The organism is Wujia chipingensis (assembly GCF_014337155.1).
Taxonomy (GTDB): Bacteria; Bacillota; Clostridia; order Lachnospirales; family Lachnospiraceae; genus Coprococcus_C; species Coprococcus_C hominis.
This window is the reverse complement of record NZ_CP060632.1, coordinates 855,604-872,500: the sequence shown is the minus strand read 5'-3', so window position 1 is coordinate 872,500 and position 16,897 is coordinate 855,604. Positions and strand designations below refer to the sequence as shown.

General features: G+C 45.9%; 17 protein-coding genes (1 of these 17 cut by a window edge). All 17 read right to left on the bottom strand.

Features of this window, described 5'->3' with window-relative positions:
- Nucleotides 1-1,011, bottom strand: partial view of a C39 family peptidase gene (locus H9Q76_RS04195; RefSeq protein WP_021984106.1) — the 5' portion only. 27 nt of this gene lie to the left of the window's left edge; only the first 1,011 of its 1,038 coding nucleotides appear in the window; the start codon lies at nt 1,009-1,011; its stop codon lies beyond the left edge, outside the window.
- 272 nt (nt 1,012-1,283) lie between these two features.
- Nucleotides 1,284-2,144, bottom strand: a complete 861-nt coding sequence (locus H9Q76_RS04190; RefSeq protein WP_021984107.1) for a hypothetical protein — start codon at nt 2,142-2,144, stop codon at nt 1,284-1,286.
- Nucleotides 2,141-3,619, bottom strand: a complete 1,479-nt coding sequence (locus tag H9Q76_RS04185) for a sensor histidine kinase (RefSeq protein WP_118545948.1) — start codon at nt 3,617-3,619, stop codon at nt 2,141-2,143. Before H9Q76_RS04185 ends, H9Q76_RS04190 begins: the two co-directional genes overlap by 4 nt.
- A 2-nt stretch (nt 3,620-3,621) precedes the next feature.
- On the bottom strand, nt 3,622-4,275 hold the full coding sequence (locus H9Q76_RS04180; RefSeq protein WP_021984109.1) for a response regulator transcription factor: 654 nt from the start codon (nt 4,273-4,275) through the stop codon (nt 3,622-3,624).
- Nucleotides 4,276-4,446: 171 nt separating this feature from the next.
- Nucleotides 4,447-4,947, bottom strand: coding sequence for an NUDIX hydrolase (locus H9Q76_RS04175; RefSeq protein WP_117780350.1), 501 nt, complete (start codon nt 4,945-4,947; stop codon nt 4,447-4,449).
- A gap of 71 nt (nt 4,948-5,018) precedes the next feature.
- Nucleotides 5,019-6,035: an ROK family protein gene (locus H9Q76_RS04170; protein WP_021984111.1), complete on the bottom strand. Its 1,017-nt coding sequence runs from the start codon at nt 6,033-6,035 to the stop codon at nt 5,019-5,021.
- Between the two features lie 155 nt (nt 6,036-6,190).
- On the bottom strand, nt 6,191-7,564 hold the full coding sequence (locus H9Q76_RS04165) for an ArsB/NhaD family transporter (protein WP_021984112.1): 1,374 nt from the start codon (nt 7,562-7,564) through the stop codon (nt 6,191-6,193).
- Between the two features lie 161 nt (nt 7,565-7,725).
- Nucleotides 7,726-8,172: a 3-hydroxyacyl-ACP dehydratase FabZ gene (fabZ, locus tag H9Q76_RS04160; RefSeq protein ID WP_021984113.1), complete on the bottom strand. Its 447-nt coding sequence runs from the start codon at nt 8,170-8,172 to the stop codon at nt 7,726-7,728.
- On the bottom strand, nt 8,172-8,912 hold the full coding sequence (locus tag H9Q76_RS04155) for a 3-oxoacyl-ACP reductase family protein (protein WP_021984114.1): 741 nt from the start codon (nt 8,910-8,912) through the stop codon (nt 8,172-8,174). The genes fabZ and H9Q76_RS04155 overlap by 1 nt, the downstream gene beginning before the upstream one ends.
- Before the next feature lie 344 nt (nt 8,913-9,256).
- Nucleotides 9,257-11,653, bottom strand: coding sequence for a beta-ketoacyl-[acyl-carrier-protein] synthase family protein (locus H9Q76_RS04150; protein ID WP_195541184.1), 2,397 nt, complete (start codon nt 11,651-11,653; stop codon nt 9,257-9,259).
- A 115-nt stretch (nt 11,654-11,768) separates the two neighbouring features.
- Entirely contained in the window at nt 11,769-12,017 is a 249-nt protein-coding gene (locus tag H9Q76_RS04145; RefSeq protein ID WP_021984116.1) for a phosphopantetheine-binding protein, read from the bottom strand.
- 75 nt (nt 12,018-12,092) lie between these two features.
- Nucleotides 12,093-12,728 (bottom strand): lysophospholipid acyltransferase family protein, encoded by a 636-nt coding sequence (locus H9Q76_RS04140; RefSeq protein WP_249321710.1) that lies wholly within the window; start codon nt 12,726-12,728, stop codon nt 12,093-12,095.
- A 3-nt stretch (nt 12,729-12,731) separates the two neighbouring features.
- The gene (locus H9Q76_RS04135; protein WP_118734998.1) at nt 12,732-13,478 is read right to left on the bottom strand and encodes a flavodoxin family protein; all 747 of its coding nucleotides are present in this window, start codon (nt 13,476-13,478) and stop codon (nt 12,732-12,734) included.
- Nucleotides 13,479-13,666: 188 nt separating this feature from the next.
- Complete coding sequence (locus tag H9Q76_RS04130) at nt 13,667-14,725, bottom strand: iron-containing alcohol dehydrogenase family protein (protein WP_118373974.1); 1,059 nt, start codon at nt 14,723-14,725, stop codon at nt 13,667-13,669.
- Nucleotides 14,726-14,752: 27 nt separating this feature from the next.
- Complete coding sequence (locus tag H9Q76_RS04125) at nt 14,753-15,349, bottom strand: TetR/AcrR family transcriptional regulator (RefSeq protein WP_249321709.1); 597 nt, start codon at nt 15,347-15,349, stop codon at nt 14,753-14,755.
- Between the two features lie 65 nt (nt 15,350-15,414).
- Nucleotides 15,415-16,161 (bottom strand): hypothetical protein, encoded by a 747-nt coding sequence (locus H9Q76_RS04120; protein ID WP_249321708.1) that lies wholly within the window; start codon nt 16,159-16,161, stop codon nt 15,415-15,417.
- A 3-nt stretch (nt 16,162-16,164) separates the two neighbouring features.
- Nucleotides 16,165-16,878, bottom strand: coding sequence for a GHKL domain-containing protein (locus H9Q76_RS04115; protein WP_021984122.1), 714 nt, complete (start codon nt 16,876-16,878; stop codon nt 16,165-16,167).
- Nucleotides 16,879-16,897: the final 19 nt, after the last annotated feature.

Genomic DNA, 16,897 nt, shown 5'->3' with positions numbered 1-16,897 from the left:
CGCAGAGATCTGATATTGTAATGTATCATAATCCCACAACTGCTGGCTCCGTTCTATACTATTCGGATCATGAACAAGGAACTTGTCTCCTTCCATTCCTGCGATCACAATAAAGTGTCCCTGCGAAGTAAAGTCTCCGGATCGCATCGCACATACAAGCGGATGTCCCTGTGAGAGTTCTTCCTGCATGTTATCTTTACTCAGATAGATATAATATCCCTGTACACCATACACTGCAGCCACCTCGTCCATAAATGACCACTTCGTTCCGGAATTCTGCTCATAGTATCCATGTTCCGTTGCATAGTCCGCCAGCTTGTCCGGTGTTGCCTCCTGATTTTTCGTCAGTCCAATGACGATCATTGAAAGACAGGTTGGTCCACAACCTGACAATCCGATAACATCATTTCCATAGGCATCATAGCCCCAGCGCTTATCCCATTGGATAAACAGAGGGATTCCATCTAGTTCAGATGCCTCCAACGTACCTGAAGTTGTATCATAGTTTTCCTGATAGCCAAGCGCAAAATCCAGCATATTCGGATTGCAGCATAAATTATTTAAAAGTGCCTCCGGGTATTGATCCATGTGATCGTAGATTGTCTGAAACTCCGGGTATCGGTCTGCCAGATTCTTCAATCTTGTCTGAATCTCCTCCATCGAATAGTGTGCCGGTGAACCCACCATATATTTCTTCTCATAATAATTCGGCAATGCCTGACTCTGTACCTGCGCAATCTCGCCGGTTGCCGACACCTTTGGTTCCGCGGCATCTGCCTGCTGCTCTGTGGACGCCGATTCACTGGCAGCCACCACTTCGGATACATCCTGTTTTTTAGAGGAAATCCCTCTCCGCACCAATGCCACGATCAATACCAGCATGGCAACACAGATACACAAGCAGAACAATTCCTTTGCCCGTTGTTTTCTCCTTCTGCGCCGGCGCAGCTCTTCCTTTCGTTTCTTTAATTTCTTTCTACGCAGTTCTTCGCGTTGCTGTTCCTGCAACATCGTCCGCCTCCTGATGACTTCTGAATCCTCGGAAATTATACCCACATTCCCGTTCGTTTCATTCCGTCTGTATCTTTCACTGTATCTTTCGTATTCCATTTTCATGCACACTCCTTTTATAAACTTCCCGTAGTTTACATGGACTGTGCATCATATCTGTCTCATATATGTATCATTTTTCCATCTTAGTTGCATATTTTTGTATGTCACCTGACGGCTCCACATGTGCCTTCACATTATGTCTGTCTGTGCAGGTGCATCCATCATATTGCTCATTGTATCGCAACTCCATCATAGATGGTTCCAATCGATGATATATCCTGATCGACCCACATGCCAATCTCTACAAACTGCTTTCCGTCTTTTTCCTGCTCCTTCACACCTGCCATATCATTCGCAGTCAGTTTGCCATCTGCATTCATATTATAGCCTTCTCCATACATTTCATTATAGACGCCATAGTTATACTTCTTAATAATAACCTCTTCGGAAATGCCCAGCTCCTCCGCCATATATTTCACCACATCCGCTTTTAAAAACGCCTGCCATTCAGCATCTGTCATATAGGCATATACAGTATACCCCAAAATCTTTCCGGTTTCCACATCTACACATAAATACATATAATCATCAGAAACCTGACACACCATATATTCAAGCATCACGTATTGATTCATATTGTCCAGATTAACCAGAGTTTCATACTGCGTATCCGCATATATATCAAGAATATCAAAATCTAATTCAGGAAGTAAATGTGCTGCCTGCATCCTTTCAATCTGCGGTGCTACCTGCACTTGCATATCATAATCATCATATACGTCTGCATTTTCCACCGGATAAGAAGTTGACACATGCATCCCTTTTGATCTCCCGTCCATCAAATCAAGTTTTTCTTCCATCGTCATCTGCGCGGCAGTATCCAGATAGGATGTATCTGCCTGCTGCACGTATATGTGATCAACCTCACTTTTATCCATCATGGCAAATATCGTCTTCGGTGCCATAATTCCGATTGTCAAAACAGCAGCTCCCGCCAGCACGCACAGGCAATTGCGCAGGATATTTTTATGCATTTCATTGTTTTTCTCTGTTTTTTGTTCGTTTTTCTTTGTTTCCGCATGTCCCCTCATACTTCTTCCTCCATTTCCATCTTTTCCGAATTAACCTGTCTGCATACCTCCTTCGGAAAACAGACACTCACCTGCGTTCCAATCCCCTTTTTACTCATGATCTGCAGCTTTGCCTGATGCAGCTTCACAATCTCGTTACAGATAGCAAGTCCCAGTCCCGCACCACCGTTTGCCCGGGAGCGTGATTTGTCTACCATATAAAATGCTTCGGTCAGCCGGCTCAGATTCTCCTCATCGATACCGCATCCGTTATCCTTGATTCCGATACGATATTCGTCTGATACCCACACACCGAACAGAGAAATTTTCCCTTTTCCATCCATCGATTTTCTGGCATTGTCAAACAGATTGATCAATACCGTCTTCATCAGATCCGGCTCAAGCTTCACTATCGCAGGCTGTACATTGACTGTCAGTTCAACCCCATATTTACCGGCGACCGGAAGCAATGTCTCATACACTGCTTCCGCAAAAATCGTTATATCCATATCATAAAACAGGAAATCCTGTTTTTTAAGCACGATCAGATCCATCAGTTTCATGGACATTTTCTCTAAGCGCCTGCCCTCCACAACAATCTGGTTGGCATAGGTGATCAACTTCTCCTCCGAAAGCTGATTGGAGCGGATCAGATCTGCATATCCGATCATTGAGGTAAGCGGTGTTTTTAACTCGTGGGCAAAGTTATTTGTGAACATCTCCTGGCTTTTTGTTTTTTCTTCCAGTTCCTTCATTGTCCTGTTCAGACTCGTGGACATCCGATTGAAATCTTCCGCCAACACACCGATCTCATCTTTGCTTCTTTTTCTGATCCGGATTCCCGCACGTCCGCCAGCTACCAGCTTCGTTGCCTTCGACAACCGTCGGATTGGCACCACAATCATATTATTTAAGATTGCCATCAGCATCAGACAGACAATCATGACAATAATCATGATCATGCGGAACATCCGAAGCTGCGCGTCACGGTTTTCATAGTCACGTGTGATATCCGAAAATGTCTCAACATAGTAGACACGATCAAGTACCTGAAAGCTTGTTCCGGTATAGAGCATATATCTGCCATTTCGTTTTACAATCTTATAGCCTTCCTGCCCTGCTTCTAGATCGTCCCGGCAGATTGACACGTCTGCCCCCTTGAGTCCATTCGTACTGTAAATTCTTGTCTTTTCGTCTGTCCAAAGTGCAAACTGTACTTCCTCTCCGGCATTCCGGACAGAAACCGATTGCGCTGCCTGACGTACGACAACATTTTTTTGTTTTTCATATCCGGTATCCCGATATACAAGATTGATCGTCCGTTTTACATTCTGTACAAGATTGATACAGACAACGCTTGCATTATTATATCCGTTCTGGATATCCTTTTCTCTTGCACTTTTGAATCCGGAATGGATCAGAAATGTTCCACACGCCGAAAATGCCAGCATCATACAGGTACAAACGGATAAAAATAGTTTCCAGAATAATTTCAAGCTTATACCTCCAACCGGTATCCCACCTTATATACCGGTACAATTTTATCTTCCAAGCCAAGCTTCTTACGCAGACGCTGTACATGCAGATCAACCGTACGGCTGTCCCCATAATATGGTTCATGCCATACACTCTCGAAGATCCGCTCACGGAACAATGCGACATTCGGGTTTCGCATAAACATCACTAAAATCTCATACTCTTTCTTCGTCAGGTGAATCTCCACCCCGGCTTTTTTTACCTGAAATGACTGCGTATCCACCTCAATATCATATGCGGTAAGTGTCTGTGATACTTTATTATACCGACGCAGCACACGTTCCACTCTGGCAAGCAGTTCGATGATTTCAAATGGCTTTACCATATAATCTTCCGCGCCAAGCTTTAATCCCCTAACCTTATCCTGCACATCTCCCATCGCTGTGAGAAAAATCACCGGGACATGATAATAGTTGAAATACTCCATCAGGGAAAATCCATCCGGTCCCGGCAGCATAATATCGACGAGTGCCAGATCATATACCTCCTGCTCCAGTTGTCCGGAAACCGAAGTGCCGTCGTAAACACAATCACACAGATACCCCGCATTCCGTAAACTGATCTCTATAACATTGGAGATGGATGTATCATCTTCCACAACTAAAATTCGATTCATAAAACTGTCTCCTTGTTATTTGTAAATGACGGCTTAATGCAAACCATTCCGTATGACGGTCGGTTGCACAAAAAACAGAGAGGAGCCATCTCTGACCTCTCTCTGCTATTTTACATCATTGTTGCATCATTTTAGCATCAAAATATGTTTTTTTTGATTTTTTTGTAAATTTTATGAAAATACTTGTTTGATACTGTCATAGTGCAAGAACTTGCCCTGTGCGCCAAGCGCTTCGATTTCCTCAGCAGTCGCTAACATATATCCATCTGTCTCTGCCTCCTGCAGATGCAGATCTTTCTCTGTAAAATCTCCGGTAAATCGATAGATGTCCACAAAATAGTTGTCACCCTCCTCCGGATTCTCGCGTGTATAAGAAAAGACAAAACCACCTTCAAAGGAAGATACATCCAGTCCGGTTTCTTCTTTGATTTCGCGCTTTACGGCATCCAAAGAGTCCTCGCCTGCCTGCGCCGCACCACCAGATACTTCCCAGCTTCCCGGTGCCCATGCCTTTGTCATGACACGCTTCGTGATCAGATATTTACCATTTGTATGACGGATCACGCCAAGCACGGTCAGATGAAAATCTCCAGGCTGCATATGCCAGTCATTTCGTTTCATTGTTCGTCCGGTACGCTGTTTGTCCCGGTCGTAGATATCCCATAATTCCATGTATGTCCTCCTTGCGGGCTCCCGACTGCATCTACCGCGGGGAACGCCCACATTTTCATTCATCATTTTCTTTACTTGGCAAGGTCATATTTCTGCAAGAAATTAAACAATGCACCGATCAGGTTCGAATCATTACCGAATTTGCATAAGTCAATCTTCATCCGCTCATAAATATAAGACAGACGCCGCAGCTTCGATGTGTATTTGATGATTCCCTCCATAAACTTCGGCTGTGCACTGATGCCACCACCAATCAGGATAATCTCCGGTGCCAGTGTGATATAGAGATTGCAGCAATGCCATGCAATGTTGTAATACATCCGTTCCAGAATATCCTGAATCTCCGGATCGGTCTCTGCCATCTCATAGATATCCTCACCGTTTACTTCCTGCCACTTGAGACCTTTTGCCTTAGCAACCTTCCGGCGAAGCGCCTGCACAGATGCCTGCTGCGTCCATATACAAGGATCCGGTAGTTCTCCCCCTTGCTTTGAATTGATTTCTTCGAGCGGACGGATCTTGTCCACATCCTCAATCGGAAGTCCGTCATACAAAAAGGACATCTCTCCTGCAATCATGCCGACACCATGGCGCACCTTCCGGTCAATAATAATACCGCCACCAATTCCGGTACCAAACACAAGCACGCAGGCATCTTTGCAATCCTTGGCGTTTCCAATCCAGACCTCTGCAAGTGCGGCGCACTTTGCATCATTTTCAAGTGCAACCGGAACATTTCCGCATCGTCTGCTGATCAGATTGCCAAGTGGCACCCGGTCAAGGTAAGGCAGACTGCCACCACCATAAACAATACCCTGATTCACATTCACCTGCCCGGGAAGGCTCATCGCAATTCCCGTAATCTGATATTCCTTGCTATACTTTCCGTATATAATATCAATCTGCTCGAGAAATGCGGCAATACCATCTTCTGTTTTCACCGTATACGGTGTAATCTCATCGCCATTATCGTCCACTTTTCCATCCTGGAACGGCGTCGGGACTTTATACTTCTCATAAATCTTGCCCTTCTGATCCATGAGCGCATACTTGATAAATGTACCACCCACATCAAATACTAAATACATATGCCACCTCCTATATTTCCCTGCATCCGCGCGATAATTCACACACGCATCCGCGCGTCTCCTGATATAATTTACTCCGCGCACCGGAGACGATGCACGGAGTTTTGTTTCGTTCGTTTCTATATTCTGTTATCCGGATATTGTGGCACGCACTCTTACATCGTTACACCGCCACAGTAACGCAGGAAGATCATAAGCATAGAAATCGTCACAACGATAATCATCGCCGGAGCGGCTGTCTTACAATATCTGCCCCATCCGATCGGATATCCGTTCTTTGCTGCCACAGATGTACCAACAACATTTGCAGAAGCTCCGATTGGCGTTGCACTGCCACCGATATCAGTTCCGATGGACAATGTCCATGCAAGGCAATCAAGCAATGGCTGGTTTGCACCTGCCAGGCTCTTGATGATTGGAAGCATCGTTGCTGCAAATGGGATATTATCTACAAATGCACTTGCAATCGCAGAGATCCAAATGATAATTGCTACCATCACATATACATTTCCACCACTGACCTTACCGATGAAGGATGCGATGGACTTCAGGATTCCTGTCTGCTCCAATCCTCCAACGACAATAAACAATCCGATGAAGAATAACAGTGTCTTATAATCTACTTTTTTAAGCAGTTCTAACGCATCTTTTCCGGATGTGACCAGAGTAATGATCGCGATAACCGTACCGATAAACGCAACCGTCAGACCTGTTGATGCATGCGATACAAGAAGTACCACCGCACATGCAAAAATCACGCTGCTGATGATAAACTTCTTCTTGTCTGTAATGGCTGTAGAAGGGTCTGGAATGTTGGATGTATCCAGCTCCTGTGACTCTTCTGACAGCAACTCCTTGCGGTATACAAGGTAAAAGTAAATAATAACTACAACAAGGCAGATACCGACGATCAGACCGGTATTTGTCAAAAAGTCGGAGAATGAAAGTCCCAGTCCTGTTCCGATGATGATATTTGGTGGGTCACCACACATCGTTGCCGAACCACCCAAGTTCGCACAGAACACCTCTGACAGAATCATCGGCACCGGATCTAAATGCAACAGCTTCGCAAGCTCGATCGTAACGGCTGCAAGGAACAAAATAACCGTAATACTGTCAATGAACATCGACAAAACGGCTGCCATGACCATAAACGTCACGAACAACGGTATTGGCTTATAATGCACCAGCTTCGCAAGGCGTAAGCATAACCACCGGAAGAATCCGGCCTTTGCCATACCTTCTACCATTACCATCATACCTGCAAGGAATATAATCGTCGCCCAGTTGATACCGGATGACTCCTCGGAACCCTCACCGGATGTAATCCAGAATCCCTTCGTGAAAATATTCTTTACATTCAATGTCTCGATGACCGCATCCATGCTATGCATTGCCACACCAAATACAAGGATCAGTGTCAGTGCGCCAGCCACGAGTGTGATGTACTGTTTTTCGATCTTATCCAGCACCATCAACACAAACATGACTACAAAGATGGATACAGCCAAAATCTGTGCTACTGTCATATCATCGTCCTCCTTTAATCTATGTTATGCCACATATGTACCTGTGACAAGTTGCACATTGATTTTTCAACCTGCATTATAATAGCATTAAACATCGAAAAAAGGAATAACTTTTTTTACTTTTTTTACATATTAAAAAGAGTTCTCAAAATATGTATATTTTATTGGTTATAAATATCCTCTTTGTTCATGGATGTAAATGCAAGGATTCCCTTTGCTTTTACCTTTCCATCAACCGTTACCTTCGCATTAAACTTCACCAGTCCGGCACCGCCGCTTTCCTTGCGGACTTCAATCTCCAGGCAATCGCCCGGAATGACCGGTCTTAAGAACTTGAATTCCTCGCACTTTAACAGCACATAGATCTTATCGTCCTCCGTGCCCTGACTCTCCATCGTAATCGAGCAAAGCTGCGCACACGCCTCAATGACCAGCACACCCGGCATAATCGGTGCATCCGGAAAGTGTCCTGCAAAATATGGTTCATTCACGGAAACGCATTTGATTCCCTTTGCATATTCGCCGTCTTCCACCTCTAAAACCTTCTCGATCATCTGGAACGGTGGGCGCTGCTTGATTCTTTTTTGTACTTCGTTAATATTCATCATTACAGGCTCAGTCCTCCATCCAATACAATGACCTGCCCTGTCATGTAGGAGCATGCAGGTCCGGCAAGCATCGTAACTACATCACCGATTTCCTCGGCTGTACCAAACCGCTTCATCGGAATATCCTTTAAATATTCTTCCTTCTTATCTTCCGGCAATGCCTCTACCATATCGGTTGCGATAAAGCCCGGTGCCACTGCATTGACGCGGATTCCATATGGTGCAAGTTCCTTTGCCATCGTGGCTGTCATGGAGTTCACAGCGCCTTTCGTTGCGCTGTATACACTCTGTCCCGGTACTGCAAGCTTGGAACTTACGGATGATACATTCACGATCACGCCCTGTTTCTTCGAGAACATCTTCAAAACTGCCTGCTGGGTACAGTACATGTATCCCTTGATGTTCAGGTCGAGACACTGATCAATCGTATCCGGGTTCATCATCAGGACAAATTCATCCTTTACGATTCCAGCGTTGTTGACAAGGACGTCTAACTGTCCAAATGTGTTTATGACCTCACGCATCATTGTCTTTACTTCGGCAAGATCGGATACGTTTGCCTTGATGGCAACGGCTTCGCTTCCGGCTGCCTTGATCTTCTCTACGACTTCATTTGCAGCTGCTTCGTTTGAATTATAGTTGACGGCTACCTTGTAGCCAGCCTCTCCAAGCTTGATCGCACATGCGCGCCCGATTCCGCGGGATGCGCCTGTGACAAGCGCTACTTTACCATTTGTCATGTTTTTCTCCTTTATTCTGTATATTCTACAACTGCGAACCCCACATATCTCGAATATATATTTCCAGTTTGTTCATTCCATATACAATGTATTGAATCTAAGAAGTTCTAAATGTTCTGATATATGTATCTATAATATGCGCCACCGCCGTCAATTCGCCATCCATGGCTCAATGACGGCTTGTTTGAACATCGTGTTCAAACATGGCTAATATTATTACAGAACATTAAGAACTTCTAATATTCAAACATATCGTATATGTTCATGAAACAAACTGGAAATATATAATTCACTTTATCTTTTTGTTCGCAATTGCCTCTATAATTATCTTTTTATAATCCATACTATGCCACTTTCTTTAAGATGACTGCGGCATAGCTGCCACCGATGGCACAGCTTGTTGCGAGTACATACTTGTATGCGGATGTGTCGACAACTTCCTTCGTTACCTCTTCGGTTGTTACATAGTAAGCATTCTGTCTTGTGGCAAGATCTCCGGACAGTGTAAGTGCAGCATGTGCAACAGACAGTGCGGAGCTTGCAGCTCTGCCTTCACCTGTATAATCTCTGACCTGATGTACAGGAACCTTTCCTGCGAAAATTTCTTCGTACACATGGCGCTCCAATGTGTCGACTTCGTCGGCACCATTTGCGAATCCGTAAACGGCATCAATCTGATCCAATGTGATGCCTGCCATAGCGGCTGCATCTACGATGGCGTTCATCAGTCCCTTTTCGGTACCTGCGACATCACCGTAAGCAACGCCTTCGTGTGTCATGGCGTAACCACATACCTCTGCGTACTTCTTCGCATTGTGGCTTGCTGCGTATGTCTCGTTCTCGAGTGCGATACTCGTACTACCATCGGCAAGCACGAATCCGTCACCGCCAGCGTATGCCTGCTTCACATCTCCGGCTACCTTGCCAAGCTTCGCATAGAGCTTCTCCATAACCTCGCTGTTCTCATCGGTACCAGTTGCAAGCATTGCCTTGCCGCGGTTCTGCTTGATCTCGTTATATGCATAGCACAAGCTGCTCATACCAGACTGTGCGCCGTTTGTCACTGTTACGTTATAGCCACGCATACCTGTCTTGATCGAGAGGTATCCACCTGCTGCATTGTAAACGGTGTTCGGGAAGTTGAAGGCAGAACCTGCTGTTGTTCCATTCTCAGAAATGTGCTCCTGGAACTCATATACGGTTGTAAGTGGGCCATCGCCGGTTCCGACGATCATACCAAGCTCTTCTGCATTCTCCTCTGTTACCTCGATGCCTGCTTCCTGCAGTGCCTCAAGACCAGAGATGACCTGCATCAGACTGAATTTGTCGAGCTTTCTGTAGAATGCCATCTTCAAACCATATTTATCGTAATCTTCTTTTCCAACATTTGCATGTACAGACGCTGCTTCCGGCTTTGTCTGTGCATTGACCTTATCGATATAGTTGGCAACGCCATTTCCAAGTGGGCTGACGATACCAAGACCTGTGATATAAACCTTCTCATCGTTCTCAGTTTCCTTCACATTGCCCGGCTCCTTCGAGAAGATGATACTTGCATTGCTTCCGCCAAATGCAAAGGAGTTAGACATTACATAGTGCAAATCCTTTTCCTTCATTGTATTCGGCATGAAATCGAATGTGCCTGCCTTCTCACCGAGCGCCTCGATATCCTCCTCAGAATATCCGATCGTTGGTGGAATCTTGTTCTCTGTCAGAGCCTTGATTGCGAAAACTGCCTCGATCGCACCGGCTGCACCTAAGCAGTGGCCAACCATTGCCTTTGTAGAGCTGACGCTTAAGTCTGGATTTGTCTCATCAAAGATTGTATGTAAGGAGAGGAATTCTGCCTCGTCGTTCTTGGCGGTTCCTGTTCCGTGTGCATTTACATATGCAACATCCTTTGGCTCGATGCCTGACTTCTCAATTGCCTCGCGAATCGCATACATCTGTCCAAGTCCGTCCGGACGTGGTGCTGTGATATGATGGGCATCACTGCTGATTCCTGCTGAAAGCACGTCACAGTAGATCTTCGCATTTCTCTTCTTTGCATGCTCATAGCTCTCCACGATGATCGCACCAGAACCTTCACCAAGTGTGATACCGTTGCTGTGGTTAAATGGCGAACATGCCTGCTCAGAAAGCGCATGAAGAGCTAAGAAGCCTGAAAATGGAACAGATGCAAATGCATCGGCACCACCAACGATAAACGCATCTGCCACACCGGCACGGATCAACTCACACGCATAAGCAATACTGATCGTACTTGCTGCGCAGGCATTACCAACGTTTGTGACAACACCCTTTGCGCCTGCCATATTTGCTACATGGTTTGCAATCGAGGCAATCGTCATCTTGTTGATATCCTCTGCATGCTCACCCTTTGTTACATAATTTTCTACACTGACAACACCACCGACGCAGCTTCCCATGACAACACCGACACGACCGGCATTACTCTCATCGATCACAAGACCTGCATCATCGAGTGCTTCCTTGGAAGCCTTCAGGCAGAGCTTGCTGACACGGTCAACATCCTTTGCCTCATCGATCTCATCCAGTGTATCACAGTGTACTTCTGCACCAAGGTTTGCATAGCAGTCGGTTGTATCAACAGATGCGACCTTATCAATTCCTGTTTTTCCAGCCAGTGCATTTGCGAAGCACTCATCTACGTTATTTCCGATTGCGCTGATCATACCAAGTCCGGTTACAACGCAACGTGTATTTGTAATCTTATCCATTTTTATCTCCTTTATATGCCACCACGCATTCGCGCGTTTCCTATCTACCTGTTCAGAATACACAGGGCTGCCCCAAAGTTTCCTTTCGGGACAGCCCTCTTTGTATGACTTGCTATTACATATTTGCTACAACGTACTTTGTAAGGCTCTCGATGTTGTAGAAGTGTTCCTTTGCAACACCTGTCATAGCTACGCCGTAAGCAGAATCGATACAAGCGATAATCTCCAGGGAATCAACAGAATCAAGTCCAATTCCATCACCAAACAATGGAACTTCATAATCTAATTCTTCCTCAGGGATTCTAAGATTCTTTGAAAGCATTCCTTTAATGTTCTCAGCGATTTCTAACTCTTTTTCGTTCATTCTATGTATCCTTCCTTTTCTTATATTTTACCCCGAATCAACGGGTATATTTTAAGAGTGTTTCCACTCCAAATATCATGATTGTTTCTTCACACCGTAGGTATCACGCAACTCATAGATCCTGTCTCTGCAGACGCCTGCATATTTTTTGAGGACAACCGATGGTCTGCCTTCTTCGTTTAAATCCATCTCGACCGGCTTGCCGACGATAATGTGCATGCGATGGAAGACCTTAAATTCGCCGTCGATCACAACTGGTACAACCTGCGCCTGTGCCTGTCTCGCAAGCATCAGAAATCCTGGCTTGAATTCATCCATCACTCCGGTATGGCTCGTATGTCCTTCCGGGAATATGTAGATCGGGCAGCCCTCATTCATCTTCTCCAATCCCATCGACAGCCAGCTTGTATCCATCTCCTGACGGTTCATTGGGATATATGGAAGATTGCGGAACAACCAGTTAATCTTCTTCTTATCATACCAGTCCCGCGCAACAAAGGTATGTACCCTATATTTACCAAACAGTCGTGTCATATAGAACCCATCCACATGACTTGTGTGATTGGAATAAACAACACAGTTGCCTTTTTTCAACGCATCTTTCGTTGCCTTTTTGTCTTCCCACGTTACCTTGGGCGGGTACAGGATACGGATTACGCCATTCGCGATCGCAAAGGCAAGCTTCGCTGCAAATCTCTTTAGTGTCTCCACGTTCTACACCAGCTTTCCGTAAGGTCCAACCTCCGGGTTGTCCCAGTTCATATTGATTGCCATCTCGAATGTACTGTGTCCAAGCAACGGTCGCTGCAGCTTGTTCCACGTACGTTCCGATAAACAGCCTTCCCTTGCATATTCGTGACCAGCCTCTTTGAATTTCTCCAGATAGCGTGCCACCTTCTCTGCAAACCCCTGCTCTGAGAGTGGACCCCCCTGCGGTGCCAGCACCGTTGTGTATTTTCCCTCGCCGCAGATCCGGTCAAACTCTGCAAACACGGCATCGTAACAGTTGTCTGTCACCTCATAGCCGCATGTGGATACTAAAATCAGTTTCTTCTTTTCGAGCTCCGGATACCGCATGTTATGCAGGAACCGATGATTCTCCTCATCGCCCGGATTCCCGCGATACTCCTGTACATAGGAGATCATACGATCCGTAAATGCCTTCAGCTTTGAAGGCAGTCCAAAGAAATAAAGCGGAAAGCTCTCAACAATGATATCGCTGTCCATCACCATCTGCCGCAGCTCATCCATATCATCGTGGATACAGCACTGCCCCGGTGTCGTCTTCCAACAGACAAAGCACCCATGACAATGGTCAATCCTTTTGTCCTTCAATGCTACCTCACAGACTTCCGTGTCCGCTCCATATTCTTCCACCATGCCTTTGACAAATGCATGGGCAACTTTGAGGGAGGAGCTATACTCTCCACGCAAGCTTCCGTTAATCAAAAGTATCTTCATCTTCGCTCACACTTTATCTTCTAATTTTGTTGTGTTCTCCCTGCATACATCTAATTAACATTGGTATACGCGTAGAAAAGCACTGTGTTATTTTCGCATATATTCCAAGTTCCTACAAGTGTCAAAAAACGGAATGTGTATATTTTTTACACATTCCGCCTAATTTGCACAACTTTTTTTGATTGTTCTTATTCACCAAATACCCGCTTCATCACCGGATCTTCGCGAAGCACCTGTTTCGCCTTCTCCCGGTACTTTGCTTCATGCAGATATGTGTAACGATTCGGCTTGATCTGCGGTGCCATATCGATTGCCGACTCGTAGTCTGCGCGATTCAAGCCAAGTGTCGATACGAAATCCCAGAATCCGGTATCCTCGAAGATCTTATTGACACGCACATACCGGTGATCCTGTACAACTGCCATCACATAGGTGGCGATTCCAACCTGCACACCGTGGAGCTGTGGCACCTCCAGCAGCTTATCCAGCGCATGGGAGATCAGATGCTCACTACCGCTCGTCGGCGCACTGCCACCTGCGATCTCATTTGCAATTCCGCTCATCGCCAGCGAATCAACCAGCTCCTTCAGGAAGAGGTTATCCTGAATACTCTCAAATGGTGTCCGCACGAAGCTGTTGACCGCCTTCTTCGCAATCATTACCGCGAAATCATTCACCTCGGACACGCCATGCTCCGCCTCAAAAATCCAGTCGTACAGTGCTGTGATCTTCGATACCATATCACCGATACCGGAATATAAGAACTTCGTCGGTGCGGACTTCAATACATCCGTATCCACCACGATTCCATATGCCATGCGTGCTGGCACAGACGTACGCTTGCCATTTACCAGAAGTGATGCACTTGCCGAAGAAAATCCATCACTCGATGCCGATGTCGGCATGCTGATAAACGGAAGCTTCCGCAGATAAGCGGCATATTTTCCGGCATCAATGACCTTGCCGCCGCCGATGCCTAAGATCACCTGTGTCTTCGCGTCGATTGTAAATGCCAGATCGATGATATCCTTGATATCCGTTGTGTCAAGCTCACAATACGAAAGCACCTCGATATCCGCCTCGGAAAGGGAATCCATTACCGTCTTTCCGAACATCTCCACAAGTCCATTTCCAAAGAATACAACCGCTTTCTTAAATCCGCTTGACTGCAGATATTTTCCTACGTTTCCAAGTGTTCCGCTCCCAATCTTCAAGATCGTCGGAATCGCAATATGGGATCCTGCCATGTATATACCCTCCTGATTCTTCTCTGCTTATTTATTATTATAATTCTTGTTCAAATTATTCAACAGCACCTGTCCGACGCCGTCCACTGCCACAATCGCTTTCTCCATCAATGCGACCGGATCCTGCTCCACACGTCCGCGTATCCACTCGACTGCATTTTCCGAAAGCATCTTCGCAAGTATATAGGATGTATCCTTGATTGCCTGTTCCTTGTATGTGACGTCCGGATTTTTCACCATCTCTTTTTCCGCATACGCCTGCACACTCCGGTAGATGGAGCCATAGCTGATTTCTAATAACTGGTCACCAAACGCGTCCCGTCCCATTGACTGGTAGAGGTTTCTTATAAAGTTTTCGTTCTTCTTTCCATACTGTCCCATGAAACGCAGGTTACTCTTCCACGAGTTCTCCAGATTGTCCTCATCTAAGACAAATAATTTCTTCGCCTTTGTAACAACAATCTCCTCCAACAGTGCATAGATATCCTGATAGTGATAGTAAAATGTATTCCGTGTAATTCCGATATAATCGGTTACTTTTTTTACAGTGATCTTATCGATCGGCATCTGCTTGGACAATTCAATAAATCCATCCATGATCGCCTGCTTTGTGAATTTAGACATGCCATCTTCCTTCCTGTATAAAAACCAGATCTTACAATTCCTAAATCATTGTTTCTTCGTACCCGTTATACCTGCCGCATTTCTCCCAGATACTCCTCACACTGTTTCCGGGCAAATGCCTGCAATTCTTCTCCGTATTCCAACCGCAGTCTGCACAATGCGCGCTTTGCCTCCTGCACATAGGCAATGTACGCTTCCCGGTCTGCGAACTTCCGCTTGCCAAAAAGCACTGCCTGCATGTAGCCCGCAACATCGTCTTCCTTCAAAAAGGCACGCAGGGCAAAATCCCAACGCTCATACCATGCGTCCGTCCCGATCTCGCCGCCTGTCAACAGATCCTCCGCTTTCAGGAACCGTGGTACAGCTGCAAGCAGCCTTGCAATTTTCGCTTCCCGGTCACCGTCGAGTGCTAAAATCTCCAGGCTTCCACAATCATCAAACACGCCATTGCCAAGACGCAGGTCAGCAAATCCATCGATGCCCTCTGCCACAACCTCTGTCAGATGTTCACAGCGTGCAAACGCATAGTCATCCAGAAATCGCAAATTTTTTCCAAGGCGCACCTGCTTTACATTTTTCTTCTCATAACACGCCTTTTTCCCAAGCTCGGAAACTGGAAGGATGCGCGTGTAGCTTCTTCCCTGTATATCAAACAGCGTAACCGGAAGCTCATCCGGGATGGTCAGAACTTCCATATCGCTGTCGATATGCTCGATTCGGATGCGGTCACCATCCAGCATCGCCAGCCCCTTTTTTATAATACATGTAAATGAATTCTCCTCATAGAGGCAGCTAAATTCATCCTGTGTCATACGTTATCCCTCGCTCAAAAGCTTTTTATCTTCCATACAGAGTCTGCAGGTGATCTGCATGGTATCCCCGGCATCCACATACCGAATTGTACCACCATTTTCATCGACGATCCGCTGGATGATCTGTGTTCCATACCCATGCGAGCCGCGATCCTCTTTTGTCGTCTGATATCCCATTCCTGCTTCATTCGCATGCAGCTTCTGACTGCTGTTCTTTGAGTTCTGTAATTTCAATTCCAGCATCTGCGCCGCAGGATCTTCTGCGATCACAACCTGAATCTGTCTGGTCTCCGTCTGCACACATGCTTCGATCGCATTGTCCAGCAGATTCATCACGAGGCTGACCAGCGACATCTCGTCCATACGCAGATTTCCATTTAAGGTTCCCTGCACATCACAAGTGATCTGTTTATGCTCTGCTTCCTGTATTTTCTTCTGCAATACAAGCTCCAGCAACTGTCCATGCGTGACCGTTCCCATATTCTCACGCATAACCTGTACAAGCCACTGATACTTTTTTAATTCATGATTCATCTGGCGATATGACTGGTTCTGTTTTACCACATCGACATATTGCTTCTGCATCTGCCCGATGCTCTGCTCCAGCCGTTCACACTCTGCCTTTGCCCGCTGCCGCTCCCGGTAATAATGCACCTGCACAAAGGCAACGCCCACAACCAGCAAGGCAAACAGTCCAATCCCCACTGCTTTTTCCATTTGCATTTCTCCCTGTATC

What these genes read in the sequence shown, in the direction of transcription:
- H9Q76_RS04190 (WP_021984107.1), bottom strand. Translation starts at nt 2,144, where the DNA reads ATGAGGGGACATGCGGAAACAAAGAAAAACGAACAAAAAACAGAGAAA.
- H9Q76_RS04180 (WP_021984109.1), bottom strand. Translation starts at nt 4,275, where the DNA reads ATGAATCGAATTTTAGTTGTGGAAGATGATACATCCATCTCCAATGTT.
- H9Q76_RS04175 (WP_117780350.1), bottom strand. Translation starts at nt 4,947, where the DNA reads ATGGAATTATGGGATATCTACGACCGGGACAAACAGCGTACCGGACGA.
- H9Q76_RS04170 (WP_021984111.1), bottom strand. Translation starts at nt 6,035, where the DNA reads ATGTATTTAGTATTTGATGTGGGTGGTACATTTATCAAGTATGCGCTC.
- H9Q76_RS04165 (WP_021984112.1), bottom strand. Translation starts at nt 7,564, where the DNA reads ATGACAGTAGCACAGATTTTGGCTGTATCCATCTTTGTAGTCATGTTT.
- fabZ (WP_021984113.1), bottom strand. Translation starts at nt 8,172, where the DNA reads ATGATGAATATTAACGAAGTACAAAAAAGAATCAAGCAGCGCCCACCG.
- H9Q76_RS04155 (WP_021984114.1), bottom strand. Translation starts at nt 8,912, where the DNA reads ATGACAAATGGTAAAGTAGCGCTTGTCACAGGCGCATCCCGCGGAATC.
- H9Q76_RS04150 (WP_195541184.1), bottom strand. Translation starts at nt 11,653, where the DNA reads ATGGATAAGATTACAAATACACGTTGCGTTGTAACCGGACTTGGTATG.
- H9Q76_RS04145 (WP_021984116.1), bottom strand. Translation starts at nt 12,017, where the DNA reads ATGAACGAAAAAGAGTTAGAAATCGCTGAGAACATTAAAGGAATGCTT.
- H9Q76_RS04135 (WP_118734998.1), bottom strand. Translation starts at nt 13,478, where the DNA reads ATGAAGATACTTTTGATTAACGGAAGCTTGCGTGGAGAGTATAGCTCC.
- H9Q76_RS04130 (WP_118373974.1), bottom strand. Translation starts at nt 14,725, where the DNA reads ATGGCAGGATCCCATATTGCGATTCCGACGATCTTGAAGATTGGGAGC.
- H9Q76_RS04125 (WP_249321709.1), bottom strand. Translation starts at nt 15,349, where the DNA reads ATGTCTAAATTCACAAAGCAGGCGATCATGGATGGATTTATTGAATTG.
- H9Q76_RS04120 (WP_249321708.1), bottom strand. Translation starts at nt 16,161, where the DNA reads ATGACACAGGATGAATTTAGCTGCCTCTATGAGGAGAATTCATTTACA.
- H9Q76_RS04115 (WP_021984122.1), bottom strand. Translation starts at nt 16,878, where the DNA reads ATGGAAAAAGCAGTGGGGATTGGACTGTTTGCCTTGCTGGTTGTGGGC.